The sequence below is a fragment of the Streptomyces sp. NPDC026500 genome (genome assembly GCF_055567635.1).
In genome coordinates, this window is sequence record NZ_JBVHQB010000001.1 from 219,111 (window position 1) to 233,681 (window position 14,571).

Below are 14,571 nucleotides of genomic sequence, written 5' to 3' on the forward strand. Positions count from 1 at the left end.
ACAGCCTGACCTGCGTGTCGACACCTTCTCTCACTGCTCTGCCCGTTCGTCGTCTGACGCCTCGCGACCTCACCGCCTGCGCCGACTTGTCCCAGGACCGGGGCTGGCCCCGCGAGGAGTACAAGTGGGGTCTCCTGCTCACTGCGGGGACCGGATACGGGATCGATGACCCTGCCGGCGGTCTCGTCGCCGCGTGCGTGGTGACCGAATACGGACCGCGCGAGCGCCCAGAACTGGGTGCGATCGGCATGGTCCTCGTCGCCGAGCGGCACTCCCGCCAAGGTATCGGCCGCCGTCTGATGCGGCACGTCGTCGAGGAGATGGGCACCACCCCGCTGACCCTGCACTCGACCGTGTACGGGCGCCCGCTCTACGAAGAGTTGGGATTCAAGGTCACCGGCCGGGCCGAGATGGTCCGTGGGACGTTCACTCCTGGCGGCCCCGAGCCGGAGGTCTCCACCCAGCCGGCGACGGCGGAGGACCTGGCCCCCATCCTCCGGCTGGACGAAGAGGTCTTCGGCGCGGACCGCACCCACATGATCACGCGTCTGCCCGCCTTCGCGGACCAGGTGCGTGTGGCCGAGGAGAACGGCCGGATCATCGGCTACGCGGCCGCCTGGCCTAATATGACCAACCAGGTCGTGGGCCCGCTGATCGCCCGGGACACGGAGACGGCGAAGGCTCTCGTCTCCTCGCTCGCCGCCCACACCGACCGTCCACTGCGCACCGACGTCGACGTGCGTCACGAAGAGCTGCTGACCTGGCTGAAGGAACGCGGGCTGGCCCCCGTCGGCTTCAACGCGGTCATGACGTACGGGATCCCGGAACTGCCCGGTGACTGGACCCGCCGCTTCGCGCCGCTGACCGTGGCCGCAGGCTAGCTGGGGCTCCGGCGGCTTCCACAGAAGAAGTGCCGGTCCCCGGGGCACGTAGGGGAACCGGCACTTCCGGACTGTCGTACGTCGGGCGGGCGCCGCGACTGTCTGGCGTCAGACGAGCGATTCGACAGCGGCGACGGCGAAGCCGTGGTCCTGGTCGGGCATACCGCCACCGACTCCGATCGCGCCGATCAGACGGCCGTCGCGGTGGACCGGAACGCCGCCCGCGATGAACAGCAGCGGGCGGTCGAGCGCCGTGGGCAGGGTGTGAAAGAGGCCGCCGGGCTGCACCGCGTCGACGAGGTCGGCAGTGGCCGAGTTCAGCTGGAGTGCTGTGTAGGCCTTACGCGTGCTGGTCTCTCCCGAGATCAGCACGGCCTGGTCGTCGCGCCGGAAGGCGAGCAGGTGGCCGCCCGCGTCGAGGACGGTGACGCTGATCCGAACGCCGGCTGCTTCGGCGGCGCGTCGGGCCGCGGTGACGAGAACGTCGGCGTCCTCGATTGTCAGGGGGGCAACGGCGGTGGCGGTGCTCATCAGGGCTTTCTCCTTGTGGGGGCGGGCTGTGTCGAGGGGGACGTACTGGATCGAGACGCTGCGGGAAACGGCCCTGGTCCCGCAGCGTCTCGATCCCGGTCAGTGGTGGACGGCGGTCCGCTGTTCGGCGGGGATACCCCCGGCGACCACGGCGCTGGGCAGAGCCGTGCGGCGCTCCAGAGCGGCCGAGAGGACGGCCAGGACGAGCGCACTCGCGGCGAGAGCCGCACCGACCCAGTTGGGAGCGGTGTAGCCGAGACCGGCCGCGATGACGACGCCGCCGAGCCAGGCCGAGAGTGCATTGCCCAGGTTGAAGGCGCCGATGTTCACGGCCGAGGCCAGAGTGGGGGCGCCGTGCGCCTGGTCGAGAACGCGCTTCTGCAGAGGAGGAACGGTCGCGAAGCCCAGACCGCCGATCAGGGCGATCGTGACGGCCGCCAGGATCTTGTTGTGGGCGGTGACGGTGAAGAGGGCGAGCACGACGGCGAGGCCGCCCAGAGACACGTACAGCATCGGCATCAGCGCGCGGTCGGCGAACTTCCCGCCGATCAGGTTCCCGCCGACCATGCCGAGGCCGAAGAGGACCAGCAGCCAGGTTACGGATCCGTCGGCGAACCCGGCGACGTGCGTCATCATCGGCGCGATGTACGTGACGGCCGCGAAGACACCGCCGAAACCGAGCACGGTCATCGCCATCGCGAGCAGGACCTGGACGTTCTTGAAGGCGGCCAGCTCGTGGTGCAGATGCACGCCCTCGGGCTTCGGCATCTCCGGGACCAGCTTGGCGATGCCCAGCAGTCCGATGACGCCGAGCGCGGCGACTCCCGCGAACGTGACGCGCCAGCCGGCGGACTGCCCGATCAGCGTGCCCAGCGGAACACCGACGACATTGGCGATCGTGAGCCCGCTGAACATCATCGCGATGGCGCCGGCCTTCTTCTCCGGCGCGACCAGTTCGGCGGCGGCCACCGACCCGATGCCGAAGAAGGCGCCGTGGGCCAGGGAGGCGACCACCCGGCCCGCGAACATCAGCCAGAAGACCGGAGCGACGGCGGAGATCAGATTGCCGAGGACGAACAGACCCATCAGCACCATGAGCATCCGCTTGCGGGACACCTTCGTGCCGAGCGCGGTCATGATCGGCGCACCGATCACCACACCGAGGGCATAGCCGGTCACCAGCAGTCCGGCCGTGGGGATGGAGACCCCGAAGTCCCCGGCGACCTCGGGCAGGACACCCATGATCACGAACTCGGTCGTTCCGATACCGAAGGCCCCGATCGCGAGGGCCAGAAGCGCGAGAGGCATGGTGGGGTACACCTTCCCAGAAGATTGCAGGGGCGCTTTGCCTGCGTTCACAATAGTTGCAGACGCGGGCTATATGCAACAGCGGGCTATTGCGCCTGTGCTCTATCCTGGTTCTCAGCCGCTCCGGGACGGAGGAAGACGCCATGACAGCCACGGACCCCGCGCTCACCGCCCTCGCTCAGGGATGGTGCGCCCTCTCCTTGCTGCACGGGAGGATCGAGGCCCATATCGAGCGGGCCCTGCAGGCCAAGCACGGGCTCAGCGTGCGTGAGTACTCCCTGCTCGACGTTCTCAGCCGACAGCACGACGGCGACGGCGGTCATCTCCAGATGAAGCAGGTCGCGGACGCGGTCGTCCTCAGCCAGAGCGCCACCACACGGCTGGTCACCCGCCTCGAGGACCGAGGCCTGCTCGCCCGTTATCTCTGCCCGACCGACCGGCGCGGCATCTACACGAATGTCAGCGAGGCAGGGCTGAAGCTCCTCGCCGAGGCGCGGCCCACCAATGACGCCGCGCTGCGCGAGGCACTCGACGATGCGGCCGAGAACCCTGAGCTGGCACCGCTGGTCCGAGTCGTGGAGTCGGCGAGCGTACCCGTACACCCCATGCCCTCGGTGGGCGCGCCCTCGTAGTGTGCGGTCATGGCAGATCTTGAGATACGAGCCGCGGTCGCCGACGACGTGCCCGCCATTGTCGCGATGCTGGCCGACGACCCGCTGGGTGCCCAACGGGAATCGCCCGACGACTTGACCCCGTATCTGGGCGCGCTGGAGCGTCTGAGCCGTGACCCGAACCAGTACCTGGTCGTCGCCGTGCGCGAGGGTCGCGTTGTCGGCACTCTGCAGCTCACCGTGATTCCCGGGCTGTCCCGCAAAGGAGCGACGCGCTCCGTCATCGAGGCCGTACGCATCCACGCCGACGAGCGCGGCAGTGGTCTCGGTACGGAGCTCATCGAGTGGGCGGTCGCGGAATCCCGCCGCCAGGACTGCCAATTGGTCCAGCTGACCTCCGACGCCTCCCGCACCGATGCCCATCGCTTCTACGAGCGGCTCGGCTTCGAGGCCTCACACGTCGGTTTCAAGCGCCCGCTCTGACGCGGGTCGTGTCCGCACCGCGCGGCGGGCGGTGGCCTGTCTGCGGCCTGTTTCACGTGAAACAGGCCGCCTCCCGGGCCGGCGGCTCCTACTGAACTCCTCGCCAGCCTTCAGGATCCACCCCACCGGGCACAGGAGCCTGCTCGTCGTACGGCTGCCGCGTGAACACGAACGAGCCGAGGTCCAGATGGCTCACGGAGCCGTCGGGCCGCCGTACGGGCCGCAGAAGCTCGCCCGCGTAGTAGCCGTCGACCCCCGTCCACGTCCCGTCACCGTTAGCGCGGAAGCGGGCACCCCTGCCGACACCCGAGAGCGGGCCCAGCACCAGCCCCCCACCGGCCGGCAGCCGTAGCCCGAAGGCCTGAGTCCCCCAGTACCACTGACCCGCCAACTCCAAGACACCCTGGTCGACTTCGGTCATCGGGCGCCAGGGTTCAGGGATCCGCGGTTCCGCCTCCGCGACGATCCGCACCAGATCGGCGGCCACGGTGAACACGGGCGGTCCCGAGGTGCAGTTGGACAGCACCACCGCCGCCACGTCGTCCTCCACGCTGATCACCAATCCGGCGAGAAAGCCCGGCAGGGAACCGGAGTGCCCTACGAGGGTTCGGCCGTCACGGTGCACGATCTGCAGGGCAAGCCCGTAGGAGGACCCCGAAGCCAGCTCCGCGGTCTCGGGCGGCGCGGCAGGCGCGTGCATCTCCCTGACGGACTCCGCGCTCAGCACCCGATCGTCACCGTGGGCGAGAAAGACGGCGAAACGCGCCAAGTCCCCTGTGGTGGACCACAACTGGCCGGCCGGAGCCATCCGCCCCAGGTCCTCCGCGGGCTCGGGCATCATCGCGTCCGCCCACGGGTGGACCGCCCATCCCCCCGCGTGCGGCGCCTGCGGGCGACCGCTCGTACGGTGCAGGCCGAGCGGTTCGAGAACCTCGCGGCGCAGCACTTCCTCCCAGGGTGCGCCGCGCAATTCCTCGACGAGCGCTCCGAGCAATGTGTAGCCGGGGTTCGAGTAGTGGTGCCGACGGCCGACCGGATGGCGGAAGGGCTGCTCGCCCAGCACGTCGGCCAGTTCGGGACGCAGCGAGCCGGGTGTGCGTTCCCACCACGGCGCGGGTGACTCGGCGGCCAACCCTCCGGTGTGGGCAAGCAGTTGAGAGATGGTGACCTCCCCCGCGCCGGTACCGGGAACATGCTTCTCCAGCGGGTCGCCGAGGTCCAGGAGGCCCTCGTCGCGCAGCCGGAGCACGAGAACGGCGGTGAAGGTCTTGGTGATGGAGCCGATCCGGTACTGGACGTTCTCGTCCGGTCCGTGACCGTCCACCGAGGTCCGCGCCCCGTTCCATACCGCTTTTCCGCCCCGGACCACCGCCGCGACGAGCGACGGTGCCCGCCCCTCGCTCTGCGCGACGGCAATGCGGTGCAGCAGGGCCCGGCGCGTACCGGGAAGCAGATCATCGTGGGGTGTCGTCATGGCACCAGTCCACCCGCCCGGGCGCCGAACGTCGAGCGGATTTGATCCGAGGCGGCCCCGCGGGGCGACTGCAGGGTCTCGCCGCTCGTGACATGTCGATCTTGCGCGACCTGGGCGTTCTGACTGTCTCACGGCCTTGTCACCCATGATCAGTCTCAAATCCGTGGCATTTCCTCGCGAGGGCGAGGTCGAGATCAGGCGGCTTGCCCGTGTCGGCCGAGTACACCACGCTGAGCCCCGAGCACGAGGACTACCGGCGAGCCCAGATCGCGCACCGATGAGTTTTCCGCGCCGCGCTGGTCCATACGCCGGACACCCACGGACGGAAGGCTAGGCCATGCGGAAACTGATCTACGGCATGAACCTGACCCTGGACGGCTACATCGCCGCGGCCGGCGACGACATCGGCTGGAGCGGACCGCCGAGCGACGAGTTGTTCCAGTGGTGGCTCGACCACGAGCAGGCGAGTGGCCTGTCGCTGTACGGGCGCAAGCTGTGGGAGACGATGAGTTCCCACTGGCCGACCGGCGACCAGCAGCCCAACGCCACCCCGGCGGAGATCGAGTTCGCGCGGAACTGGCGGGACACGCCGAAGGTGGTGTTCTCCTCGACGATCGACAAGGTCGACTGGAACACCCGCCTGGTCACCGGCGACGCGATCGCCGAGATCACCCGGCTCAAGGCCGAGGACGGAGGCCCGATGAACATCGGCGGCGCAACGCTCGCCGGGGCGGCCATGCGCGCCGGGCTGATCGACGAGTACGCGATCGCCGCCCATCCGGTCCTGGTGGGCAGCGGCACGCCGTTCTTCAGCGCGCTGGACAACTGGGTGAACCTGAGCCTGGTGGAGACGCGGACGCTTCCCGGCGGCGTGGTCCTGACCAGGTACGAGACGAGGCGCTGAACAGCAGCACCCACGCGCTGGTCTCACGGACGATGTCGTATACGACATCGGTACGACACGGCCCGTGAGATTACGACATCAGTCGCGAGGCCCTACAGGGGCGGCGGATCAGGTCTGTGCCATGTCCACGAAGCGCGAGTAGTGACCCTGGAAGGCCACCGTGATCGTGGCCGTCGGGCCATTACGGTGCTTGCCGACGATGATGTCGGCCTCGCCGGCGCGGGGGGACTCCTTCTCGTACGCGTCCTCGCGGTGGAGCAGGATGACCATGTCCGCGTCCTGCTCGATCGACCCGGACTCACGCAGGTCGGAGACCATGGGCTTCTTGTCCGTGCGCTGCTCGGGGCCACGGTTGAGCTGCGACAGCGCGATCACCGGCAGTTCCAGCTCCTTGGCCAGCAGCTTCAGGTTTCGCGACATGTCGGAGACCTCCTGCTGGCGGCTCTCGGAGCGCTTGCCGCCGGACTGCATCAGCTGCAGATAGTCGATGACGACGAGCTTCAGATCGGCGCGCTGCTTGAGGCGACGGCACTTGGCACGGATCTCCATCATCGACAGGTTCGGGGAGTCGTCGATGTAGAGGGGGGCGGCCGAGACGTCCGGCATACGGCGGGCGAGCCGGGTCCAGTCCTCGTCGGTCATGGTGCCGGACCGCATGTGGTGCAGGGCCACGCGCGCCTCGGCGGACAGCAGGCGCATCGCGATCTCGTTGCGGCCCATTTCGAGCGAGAAGATCACGCTGGGCATGTTGTGCTTGATCGAGCAGGCCCGGGCGAAGTCCAGGGCCAGCGTCGACTTACCCATGGCGGGACGAGCCGCGATGATGATCATCTGGCCGGGATGCAGGCCGTTGGTCAGCGAGTCGAGGTCGGTGAAGCCGGTCGGTACGCCGGTCATCTCCCCCGAGCGTGATCCGATGGCCTCGATCTCGTCGAGCGCGCCTTCCATGATGTCGCCGAGCGGCAGATAGTCCTCGGTGGTCCGCTGCTCGGTGACCGCGTAGATCTCTGCCTGGGCGCTGTTGACGATCTCATCGACGTCGCCATCGGCCGCGTACCCCATCTGCGTGATGCGCGTGCCCGCCTCGACCAGGCGGCGCAGGACCGCGCGCTCGTGCACGATCTCCGCGTAGTACTCGGCGTTCGCAGCGGTCGGGACCGTCTGGACCAGCGTGTGCAGATAGGGCGGCCCGCCGACCTTGGTGATCTCGCCGCGCTTGGTGAGCTCGGCCGCGACCGTGATGGGGTCGGCCGGCTCGCCCTTCGCGTACAGGTCGAGGATCGCGCCGTAGATGGTCTCGTGCGCAGGCCGGTAGAAGTCGTGGCCCTTGAGCACCTCGACGACGTCGGCGATGGCGTCCTTCGACAGGAGCATGCCACCGAGGACGGACTGCTCGGCGTCGAGGTCCTGCGGCGGTACCCGTTCGAAGGACGAACCGCTGCTTTCCCATGACCCGTTGTCCCGGTCGTGCTGCTCGTCGCGGCCTCGGCCACCGTTCCCACGGCGGGACGAGGGCAGACGATCACTGGGACCACTGTCCGCCCAGGGGTCGTCCAAGGGCTCGGAAATAGTCACCGAGCCACCTCCTCCCGTCCGCAGAGCGGACCTAGCAGTGCCTTCAATTTCTACGGCACGGCACTGACAAGTGAGCTGCCCAACTCCGGTTCTCACGCGTCGGTTTTGCGTGCTTTCCGAGGACGGAGGAGAGAACGGGCGCCGCACCACGGTAGGCCCGCGGGCACCGTCAGCCAATCTGGTTATCCACAGGCCATGTGGACGACGGCCCGGATGCTGTGGAGAACTCCACGAAACCTGTGCACGACCCGGTGGACAGCCCTGTGAACAAGCACTCAGCTCTTCTGGCGAACATGCCCTGACCTGGCATTTTCCCATCCACCGGCTGTGCAGAAGAAAAACTTTCCCAGTCGGATCAAGATCGCTGCAAACAGTGCGTCACGACACACCCGACACGACAGAGAGTAAGGGTCCTTCGTCCTTTGCATCTCTTACCTGTGGAAGATTAGATTGATGCTCATGACACAGGCTCCCGCGGCACCCAGGGCCGCCCGACGCCGGCACGACCGAGAGATCGTCGCACTGGCCGTTCCGGCGTTCGGCGCACTCGTCGCCGAGCCACTCTTCGTGCTGGCCGACAGCGCCATCGTCGGCCATCTCGGTACCGCACAACTGGCCGGACTCGGCGTCGCCTCGGCCCTTCTCATGACAGCCGTCGGCGTCTTCGTCTTCCTCGCCTACGCCACTACGGCCGCGGTCGCCCGCCGAGTCGGCGCCGGTGATCTGCGAGCCGCGATCCGCCAGGGCATGGACGGCATCTGGCTCGCCCTGCTCATCGGCGCGGCCGTGATCACCGTCGCTCTCCCCACCGCACCCTCCCTCATGGAGTTGTTCGGCGCCTCCGACACCGCCGCCCCGTACGCGACGACCTATCTGCGGATCTCGGTATTCGGCATCCCCGCCATGCTCGTCGTGCTGGCCGCCACCGGAATACTGCGCGGACTCCAGGACACGAAGACCCCGCTGTACGTCGCCGTCGGAGGCTTCGTCGCCAACGCGGTCCTCAACGTCTTCCTTGTCTACGGCGTCGGCCTGGGCATCGCCGGCTCCGCATGGGGCACGGTCATCGCTCAGTGCGGGATGGCCGCCGTCTATCTGTACGTCGTCATCCGCGGAGCCCGGCAGCACGGCGCTTCCCTGCGGCCGGACGCCACCGGCATACGAGCCTGCGCCCAGGCCGGCACCCCTCTGCTCGTCCGTACGCTGTCGCTCCGCGCGATCCTTCTGATCGCCACGGCTGTCGCCGCCCGGCTCGGGGACGCCGACATGGCTGCGCACCAGATCATCCTGTCGCTGTGGAGCCTGCTCGCCTTCGCGCTCGACGCCATCGCCATCGCGGGACAGGCCATCATCGGGCGCTACCTCGGCGCGGACGACGCCCACGGTGCCCGTGAGGCATGCCGCCGCATGGTGCAGTGGGGTCTCGTCACCGGAGTCGTACTCGGTCTGCTGGTCATCGTGGCTCGCCCCCTGTTCCTTCCGCTGTTCAGCGGCGACCCGGGTGTGCAGGACGCGGCACTGCCCGCTCTGGTGATGGTTGCTGTCTCCCAGCCTGTCTGCGGGATCGTCTTCGTCCTGGACGGCGTGCTGATGGGCGCGGGGGACGGGCCGTACCTGGCCTGGGCCATGCTGCTCACGCTGGCGGTCTTCACCCCCGTCGCCCTGCTCGTTCCCCTTCTCGGCGGCGGGCTGACCGCGCTCTGGGGAGCGATGACGCTGATGATGACGACGCGGATGCTGACCCTGTGGCGGCGCTCTCGCTCGGGCCGCTGGATCGTCACGGGGGCGACGCGCTGACATGGGCCGACCGTTTCACGGGAAACGAGGGTTTCACGTGAAACGACGATCCCCGGCATCCACGGAGAACCGACACGGACATGCTCGGGAGAAGCAGTCTCAGGAGACGCAGAAGGGCCGCACCCGAGGGGTACGGCCCTTCTCTCAGCTATGCCGAGCGCTGCACTCAGGCAGCGACAACCTCGATGTTGACCTTGGCGGCAACCTCGGGGTGCAGACGCACGGACGTCTCGTGGGCGCCCAGGGTCTTGATGGGCGAGCCCAGCTCGATGCGGCGCTTGTCGACCTCGGGGCCACCGGAAGCCTTGATCGCCGAAGCGACGTCAGCCTGGGTGACGGAACCGAAGAGACGACCGGCGTCGCCGGAGCGAACGGCCAGACGGACCTTGACGCCTTCGAGGCGGGCCTTGATCTCGTTGGCCTGCTCGATGGTCGCGATCTCGTGGATCTTGCGAGCACGACGAATCTGCTCGACGTCCTTCTCGCCACCCTTGGTCCAGCGGATCGCAAAGTTCCGCGGGATCAGGTAGTTGCGAGCGTAACCGTCCTTGACGTCAACGACGTCGCCCGCGGCACCGAGGCCGGAGACCTCGTGGGTAAGGATGATCTTCATGTGTCGGTCACCCTTCCTTTATCGCGCGGTGGACGTGTAGGGCAGCAGCGCCATCTCACGGCTGTTCTTCACAGCCGTGGCGACGTCACGCTGGTGCTGCGTGCAGTTGCCGGTCACGCGGCGGGCACGGATCTTGCCGCGGTCGGAAATGAACTTCCGCAGCATGTTCGTGTCCTTGTAGTCCACGTACGTGACCTTGTCCTTGCAGAACGCGCAGACCTTCTTCTTCGGCTTGCGCACAGGCGGCTTCGCCATGGTGTATCTCCTGTGTGATCAAGAAGTGGGAGTACGGCCCACCCTCGGCCCTGAGGCCTAGAAGGGGGGCTCGTCCGAGTAGCCGCCGCCGGAACCGCCGGAGCCGCCGGAGCTTCCGCCCCAGCCGCCACCGCCACCGCCGCCGCCCTGGTTGCCACCGGCGGGAGCGCTGGTGGCCCAGGGGTCGTCGCCAGGAGCGCCGCCGCCCTGCGGAGCGCCGCCGGAGCTTCCGCCCCAGCCGCCACCCTGCTGGCCGCCACCGCCGCTGTAACCGCCCTGGCCGCCCTGGCCGCCTCGACCCGTGGTCTTGGTGACCTTGGCCGTGGCGTTCTTCAGGCTGGCGCCGACTTCCTCTACGTCCAGCTCGTAGACCGTGCGCTTGACGCCCTGGTTGTCCTCGTAGGACCGCTGCTTCAGGCGGCCCTGCACGATGACGCGCATGCCGCGCTGGAGCGACTCGGCGACGTTCTCCGCCGCCTGACGCCAGACCGAGCAGGTCAGGAACAGGCTCTCGCCGTCCTTCCACTCATTGGTCTGCCGGTCGAAGGTGCGGGGGGTGGACGCGACACGGAACTTCGCGACCGCCGCACCGGAAGGGGTGAAGCGCAGCTCGGGGTCGTCGACAAGATTGCCGACGACCGTGATGACGGTCTCGCCTGCCATGGGGGAACCTCTCGGCGGGTTTGCTGCTGGCTGCTGGTGCTGCTACTCGATGCCCGAGATCAGCTGAGCTGGAGAGCTCAGTGGGTCTCGGGACGGAGGACCTTGGTCCGGAGGACCGACTCGTTCAGGTTCATCTGGCGGTCGAGCTCCTTGACGACCGCAGGCTCGGCCTGCAGGTCGATGACCGAGTAGATGCCCTCGGGCTTCTTCTTGATCTCGTACGAGAGACGACGACGGCCCCAGGTGTCGACCTTTTCGACCTTTCCGCTGCCCTCACGGACGACGGAGAGGAAGTTCTCGATCAGGGGGGCGACGGCGCGCTCTTCCAGATCGGGGTCGAGGATGACCATCACTTCGTAGTGACGCATGTGGAACCCACCTCCTTTGGACTCAACGGCCACGGTCGTTCCGTGGCAGGAGGGTTGTGATGCGTACGCAACGGTATCGGCCGCCACTGACAATCGGGCCGCCGATCGGTGAACCGAGCGGCAATCCCTGTCGTGACCTGGCCATGAGCCTGGGCAGACACCGGTGCAGAGGGTACAGAGTACCTGCACACCGGCTTCCGGTTGAAATCCGACCGGGTTGGCCGTCAATCTGTACACATCGGGTGTGTACGGCGCTACGATGCGCCGCCTTCCGCAGGAGGTGCCATATGGCACAGGTATTGCGACCCAGCACCACCGGCTCACTCTTCGCTACGGACGGCAAGCCTCATCCGCTCCAGGACACCTTGCTCGTGGTGACTCTGGTGTGCGGAATCCTGGCCTTCGTCACGTCGATGTTCCACAGCCTCCATCTGCTCAGCTCCTGGGCCGGCCTCGTCGGGATCCTCACCGGCGCCTACGGCCAGTTCATCTCCGAGACGACCCGAGAGCGCTTCGGACTGATCGTGGGACTCGGTCTCTCGGGCGTCGGCTTCTACCTCGGACTGGCCCACGGCGGCCTCTTCGGGGGTTTGATCTGAGTCGAACGTCCGTTTTCCCCTGACCTCGGGACGCTTCACGCCGCGTCCCCGGGGTCCAGGTTCCATACGGCCAGTCGGGGCGCTCGCAGGGCGCAGTAGGCTTCGGCGCGAGAGCCGGAGCCCCTGTACCCATGGGGACACACCAGCCCGAGGAGCGCCCCGAATGAGCCTGACCCTGAGGACCATCAGCCGAGAGCAGCATCTGGCATACATCCAGAGCCTGCCCGCGGCTAGTCACATGCAGGTCCCCGCCTGGGCAGACGTAAAGGCAGAGTGGCGCTCCGAGAACCTCGGATGGTTCGACGACAAGACCGGCCAGATGGTCGGCGCGGGCCTGGTGCTGTACCGCCAGCTGCCCAAGATCAAGCGCTATCTCGCCTATCTGCCCGAGGGTCCGGTCATCAACTGGTTCGCGCCGAACCTCGACGACTGGCTGCAGCCGATGCTCGCGCACCTCAAGCACCAGGGCGCCTTCTCGGTGAAGATGGGTCCGCCGGTGATCATCCGGCGCTGGGAAGCCACGTCCATCAAGGGCGGCATCCAGAACCCGGACGTGAAGCGCCTGCGCGACATCGAGGCCGACTTCATCGAACCGCGCGCCTTCGAGGTCGCCGACAAGCTGCGCCGCATGGGCTGGCAGCAGGGCGAGGACGGCGGTGCCGGCTTCGGTGACGTCCAGCCCCGCTACGTCTTCCAGGTTCCGCTGGCAAACCGTTCCCTCGAAGACGTCCACAGGAACTTCAACCAGCTGTGGCGCCGCAACATCAAGAAGGCCGAGAAGGCGGGCGTCGAGGTCGTCCAGGGCGGCTACCAGGACCTGGAGGAGTGGCAGCGGCTGTACGAGATCACGGCTGTGCGCGACCACTTCCGGCCCCGCCCGCTGTCGTACTTCCAGCGCATGTGGACGGCCCTCAACACCGAGGACCCCAACCGCATGCGGCTCTACTTCGCGCGTCACGACGGAGTGAACCTGTCGGCCGCGACCATGCTCGTCGTCGGCGGGCACGTCTGGTACTCCTACGGCGCCTCGGACAACATCGGACGCGAGGTCCGGCCCTCGAACGCGATGCAGTGGCGCATGCTGCGCGACTCGTACGCCCTGGGAGCCACGGTCTACGACCTGCGGGGCATCTCCGACTCGCTGGACGAGACCGATCACCTCTTCGGCCTGATCCAGTTCAAGGTGGGCACGGGCGGAGAGGCCGCCGAGTACCTCGGCGAGTGGGACTTCCCGCTGAACAAGCTGCTCCACAAGGCGCTCGACATCTACATGTCACGCCGCTGAGCCGCCCCGAATCGCATGCCCGGCCGCTGAACCAGCCCGGCATCGCCCCATCGGTCCCGCGAATCAGCGACAATTCCTTTTCATACCTCTGATACACCGCAGCCACGAGAAAGGTTCCGGGACCGGCCATGGCGCTCACGCTCTACGTCGACACCGCGCGCTGGCGGGCACACCACAAGCAGGTGTCCGAGCAGTTTCCGGGGCTCGTCCCCGTCTGCAAGGGCAACGGCTACGGCTTCGGCCACGAACGGCTCGCGGACGAGGCCACCCGCCTGGGCTCGGACATCCTCGCCGTCGGCACCACGTACGAGGCCGCCCGGATCAAGGACTGGTTCGGCGGCGATCTGCTGGTCCTGACGCCGTTCAGGCGCGGCGAGGAGCCCGTACCGCTGCCCGACCGCGTCATCCGCTCCGTGTCGTCCATCGACGGCGTGTACGGCCTTGTGGGCGCCCGTGTCGTCATCGAGGTGATGTCCTCGATGAAGCGGCACGGCGTGAGCGAGCAGGACCTGCCGCATCTGCACTCCGCCATCGAGAACGTCCGGCTCGAGGGCTTCGCGATCCACCTGCCGCTGGACCGCACCGACGGCTCGGACGCCGTCGAGGAGGTCATCGGCTGGATGGACCGTCTCCGTGCGGCCCGCCTGCCGCTGCACACGATGTTCGTCAGCCACCTCAAGGCCGAGGAACTCGCGCGACTTCAGCAGCAGTTCCCGCAGACCCATTTCCGCGCCCGTATCGGCACGCGGCTGTGGCTGGGGGACCACGAGGCCACCGAGTACCGCGGGGCCGTCCTGGACGTCACACGCGTCTCCAAGGGCGACCGCTTCGGCTACCGGCAGCAGAAGGCGGCCTCGGACGGCTGGCTCGTGGTCGTGGCGGGCGGTACGTCGCACGGGGTGGGCCTGGAGGCCCCCAAGGCGCTGCACGGCGTCATGCCGCGCGCCAAGGGCGTCGCACGCGCCGGCCTCGCTACGGTCAACCGGAACCTTTCTCCGTTCGTCTGGGCGGGCAAGCAGCGCTGGTTCGCCGAGCCCCCGCACATGCAGGTCTCGATCCTCTTCGTGCCCTCCGACGCCTCGGAGCCGAAGGTCGGCGACGAACTGGTGGCCCATCTGCGGCACACCACCACGCAGTTCGACCGCGTCGTCGAGCGCTGACCTCCGACGCACTCCGGTCCAGCAGAAAGGCCGTACACGGTGTCCGTGTACGGCCTTTTGCCGG

The 14,571-nt window shown here is 67.9% G+C and carries 16 protein-coding genes; 8 read left to right on the forward strand and 8 right to left on the reverse strand.

All coding sequences use genetic code 11. The annotated features are described in order from the left end of the window. Positions 1-14 precede the first annotated feature (14 nt). A complete protein-coding gene (locus tag ACZ4N5_RS01000) occupies positions 15-881 on the forward strand; it encodes a GNAT family N-acetyltransferase (protein WP_467755039.1) in 867 nt (288 codons plus the stop codon). 108 nt (positions 882-989) lie between these two features. On the opposite strand, the gene ACZ4N5_RS01005 is transcribed toward ACZ4N5_RS01000, so the two are convergent. Together ACZ4N5_RS01005 and ACZ4N5_RS01010 are read right to left on the reverse strand one after the other, a co-directional pair. Beyond that, positions 990-1,412, reverse strand: a complete 423-nt coding sequence (locus ACZ4N5_RS01005; protein WP_467755040.1) for a GlcG/HbpS family heme-binding protein — start codon at positions 1,410-1,412, stop codon at positions 990-992. 99 nt (positions 1,413-1,511) lie between these two features. Next, positions 1,512-2,720 carry an MFS transporter gene (locus ACZ4N5_RS01010; protein WP_467755041.1) on the reverse strand — a complete coding sequence of 403 codons (1,209 nt, stop codon included), beginning with the start codon at positions 2,718-2,720 and terminating at the stop codon, positions 1,512-1,514. Positions 2,721-2,863: 143 nt separating this feature from the next. Here ACZ4N5_RS01010 and ACZ4N5_RS01015 point away from each other — a divergent pair, with 143 nt between their 5' ends. Then, the gene (locus ACZ4N5_RS01015; RefSeq protein ID WP_467755042.1) at positions 2,864-3,352 is read left to right on the forward strand and encodes a MarR family winged helix-turn-helix transcriptional regulator; all 489 of its coding nucleotides are present in this window, start codon (positions 2,864-2,866) and stop codon (positions 3,350-3,352) included. A 9-nt stretch (positions 3,353-3,361) separates the two neighbouring features. Beyond that, complete coding sequence (locus ACZ4N5_RS01020; RefSeq protein WP_467755043.1) at positions 3,362-3,814, forward strand: GNAT family N-acetyltransferase; 453 nt, start codon at positions 3,362-3,364, stop codon at positions 3,812-3,814. A gap of 88 nt (positions 3,815-3,902) precedes the next feature. On the opposite strand, the gene ACZ4N5_RS01025 is transcribed toward ACZ4N5_RS01020, so the two are convergent. Beyond that, positions 3,903-5,288 carry a serine hydrolase domain-containing protein gene (locus ACZ4N5_RS01025; RefSeq protein ID WP_467755044.1) on the reverse strand — a complete coding sequence of 462 codons (1,386 nt, stop codon included), beginning with the start codon at positions 5,286-5,288 and terminating at the stop codon, positions 3,903-3,905. Positions 5,289-5,625: 337 nt separating this feature from the next. Here ACZ4N5_RS01025 and ACZ4N5_RS01030 point away from each other — a divergent pair, with 337 nt between their 5' ends. Continuing rightward, on the forward strand, positions 5,626-6,192 hold the full coding sequence (locus ACZ4N5_RS01030) for a dihydrofolate reductase family protein (RefSeq protein ID WP_467755045.1): 567 nt from the start codon (positions 5,626-5,628) through the stop codon (positions 6,190-6,192). A gap of 108 nt (positions 6,193-6,300) precedes the next feature. On the opposite strand, the gene dnaB is transcribed toward ACZ4N5_RS01030, so the two are convergent. Further along, complete coding sequence (gene dnaB / locus ACZ4N5_RS01035) at positions 6,301-7,767, reverse strand: replicative DNA helicase (RefSeq protein ID WP_467755046.1); 1,467 nt, start codon at positions 7,765-7,767, stop codon at positions 6,301-6,303. 459 nt (positions 7,768-8,226) lie between these two features. Here dnaB and ACZ4N5_RS01040 point away from each other — a divergent pair, with 459 nt between their 5' ends. After that, entirely contained in the window at positions 8,227-9,564 is a 1,338-nt protein-coding gene (locus ACZ4N5_RS01040) for an MATE family efflux transporter (protein ID WP_467755047.1), read from the forward strand. A 166-nt stretch (positions 9,565-9,730) separates the two neighbouring features. Here ACZ4N5_RS01040 and rplI read toward each other — a convergent pair whose 3' ends face one another. The 4 genes from rplI to rpsF all read right to left on the reverse strand — a co-directional run bounded on the left by rplI (position 9,731) and on the right by rpsF (position 11,463). After that, the gene (rplI, locus tag ACZ4N5_RS01045) at positions 9,731-10,177 is read right to left on the reverse strand and encodes a 50S ribosomal protein L9 (protein ID WP_266760569.1); all 447 of its coding nucleotides are present in this window, start codon (positions 10,175-10,177) and stop codon (positions 9,731-9,733) included. 18 nt (positions 10,178-10,195) lie between these two features. After that, a complete protein-coding gene (gene rpsR / locus ACZ4N5_RS01050; protein ID WP_003949403.1) occupies positions 10,196-10,432 on the reverse strand; it encodes a 30S ribosomal protein S18 in 237 nt (78 codons plus the stop codon). 57 nt (positions 10,433-10,489) lie between these two features. After that, a complete protein-coding gene (locus ACZ4N5_RS01055) occupies positions 10,490-11,095 on the reverse strand; it encodes a single-stranded DNA-binding protein (protein ID WP_467755048.1) in 606 nt (201 codons plus the stop codon). A gap of 77 nt (positions 11,096-11,172) precedes the next feature. Further along, positions 11,173-11,463 (reverse strand): 30S ribosomal protein S6, encoded by a 291-nt coding sequence (gene rpsF, locus ACZ4N5_RS01060; RefSeq protein ID WP_261703747.1) that lies wholly within the window; start codon positions 11,461-11,463, stop codon positions 11,173-11,175. 287 nt (positions 11,464-11,750) lie between these two features. Here rpsF and ACZ4N5_RS01065 point away from each other — a divergent pair, with 287 nt between their 5' ends. From ACZ4N5_RS01065 to ACZ4N5_RS01075, 3 genes are all read left to right on the forward strand, one after another. Continuing rightward, entirely contained in the window at positions 11,751-12,062 is a 312-nt protein-coding gene (locus tag ACZ4N5_RS01065) for a hypothetical protein (protein ID WP_467755049.1), read from the forward strand. Between the two features lie 163 nt (positions 12,063-12,225). Next, positions 12,226-13,347 (forward strand): peptidoglycan bridge formation glycyltransferase FemX, encoded by a 1,122-nt coding sequence (gene femX / locus ACZ4N5_RS01070; protein ID WP_467755050.1) that lies wholly within the window; start codon positions 12,226-12,228, stop codon positions 13,345-13,347. 128 nt (positions 13,348-13,475) lie between these two features. Then, entirely contained in the window at positions 13,476-14,507 is a 1,032-nt protein-coding gene (locus tag ACZ4N5_RS01075) for an alanine racemase (protein ID WP_467755051.1), read from the forward strand. Positions 14,508-14,571 lie beyond the last annotated feature (64 nt).

Excerpts from the sequence above, each read along its gene's own strand:
- ACZ4N5_RS01055 (WP_467755048.1), bottom strand. The coding sequence starts at position 11,095 with ATGGCAGGCGAGACCGTCATCACGGTCGTCGGCAATCTTGTCGACGAC.
- ACZ4N5_RS01020 (WP_467755043.1), top strand. The coding sequence starts at position 3,362 with ATGGCAGATCTTGAGATACGAGCCGCGGTCGCCGACGACGTGCCCGCC.
- rplI (WP_266760569.1), bottom strand. The coding sequence starts at position 10,177 with ATGAAGATCATCCTTACCCACGAGGTCTCCGGCCTCGGTGCCGCGGGC.
- ACZ4N5_RS01030 (WP_467755045.1), top strand. The coding sequence starts at position 5,626 with ATGCGGAAACTGATCTACGGCATGAACCTGACCCTGGACGGCTACATC.
- ACZ4N5_RS01040 (WP_467755047.1), top strand. The coding sequence starts at position 8,227 with ATGACACAGGCTCCCGCGGCACCCAGGGCCGCCCGACGCCGGCACGAC.
- ACZ4N5_RS01025 (WP_467755044.1), bottom strand. The coding sequence starts at position 5,288 with ATGACGACACCCCACGATGATCTGCTTCCCGGTACGCGCCGGGCCCTG.
- ACZ4N5_RS01065 (WP_467755049.1), top strand. The coding sequence starts at position 11,751 with ATGGCACAGGTATTGCGACCCAGCACCACCGGCTCACTCTTCGCTACG.
- rpsR (WP_003949403.1), bottom strand. The coding sequence starts at position 10,432 with ATGGCGAAGCCGCCTGTGCGCAAGCCGAAGAAGAAGGTCTGCGCGTTC.
- ACZ4N5_RS01010 (WP_467755041.1), bottom strand. The coding sequence starts at position 2,720 with ATGCCTCTCGCGCTTCTGGCCCTCGCGATCGGGGCCTTCGGTATCGGA.
- femX (WP_467755050.1), top strand. The coding sequence starts at position 12,226 with ATGAGCCTGACCCTGAGGACCATCAGCCGAGAGCAGCATCTGGCATAC.
- ACZ4N5_RS01005 (WP_467755040.1), bottom strand. The coding sequence starts at position 1,412 with ATGAGCACCGCCACCGCCGTTGCCCCCCTGACAATCGAGGACGCCGAC.
- ACZ4N5_RS01015 (WP_467755042.1), top strand. The coding sequence starts at position 2,864 with ATGACAGCCACGGACCCCGCGCTCACCGCCCTCGCTCAGGGATGGTGC.
- rpsF (WP_261703747.1), bottom strand. The coding sequence starts at position 11,463 with ATGCGTCACTACGAAGTGATGGTCATCCTCGACCCCGATCTGGAAGAG.
- ACZ4N5_RS01075 (WP_467755051.1), top strand. The coding sequence starts at position 13,476 with ATGGCGCTCACGCTCTACGTCGACACCGCGCGCTGGCGGGCACACCAC.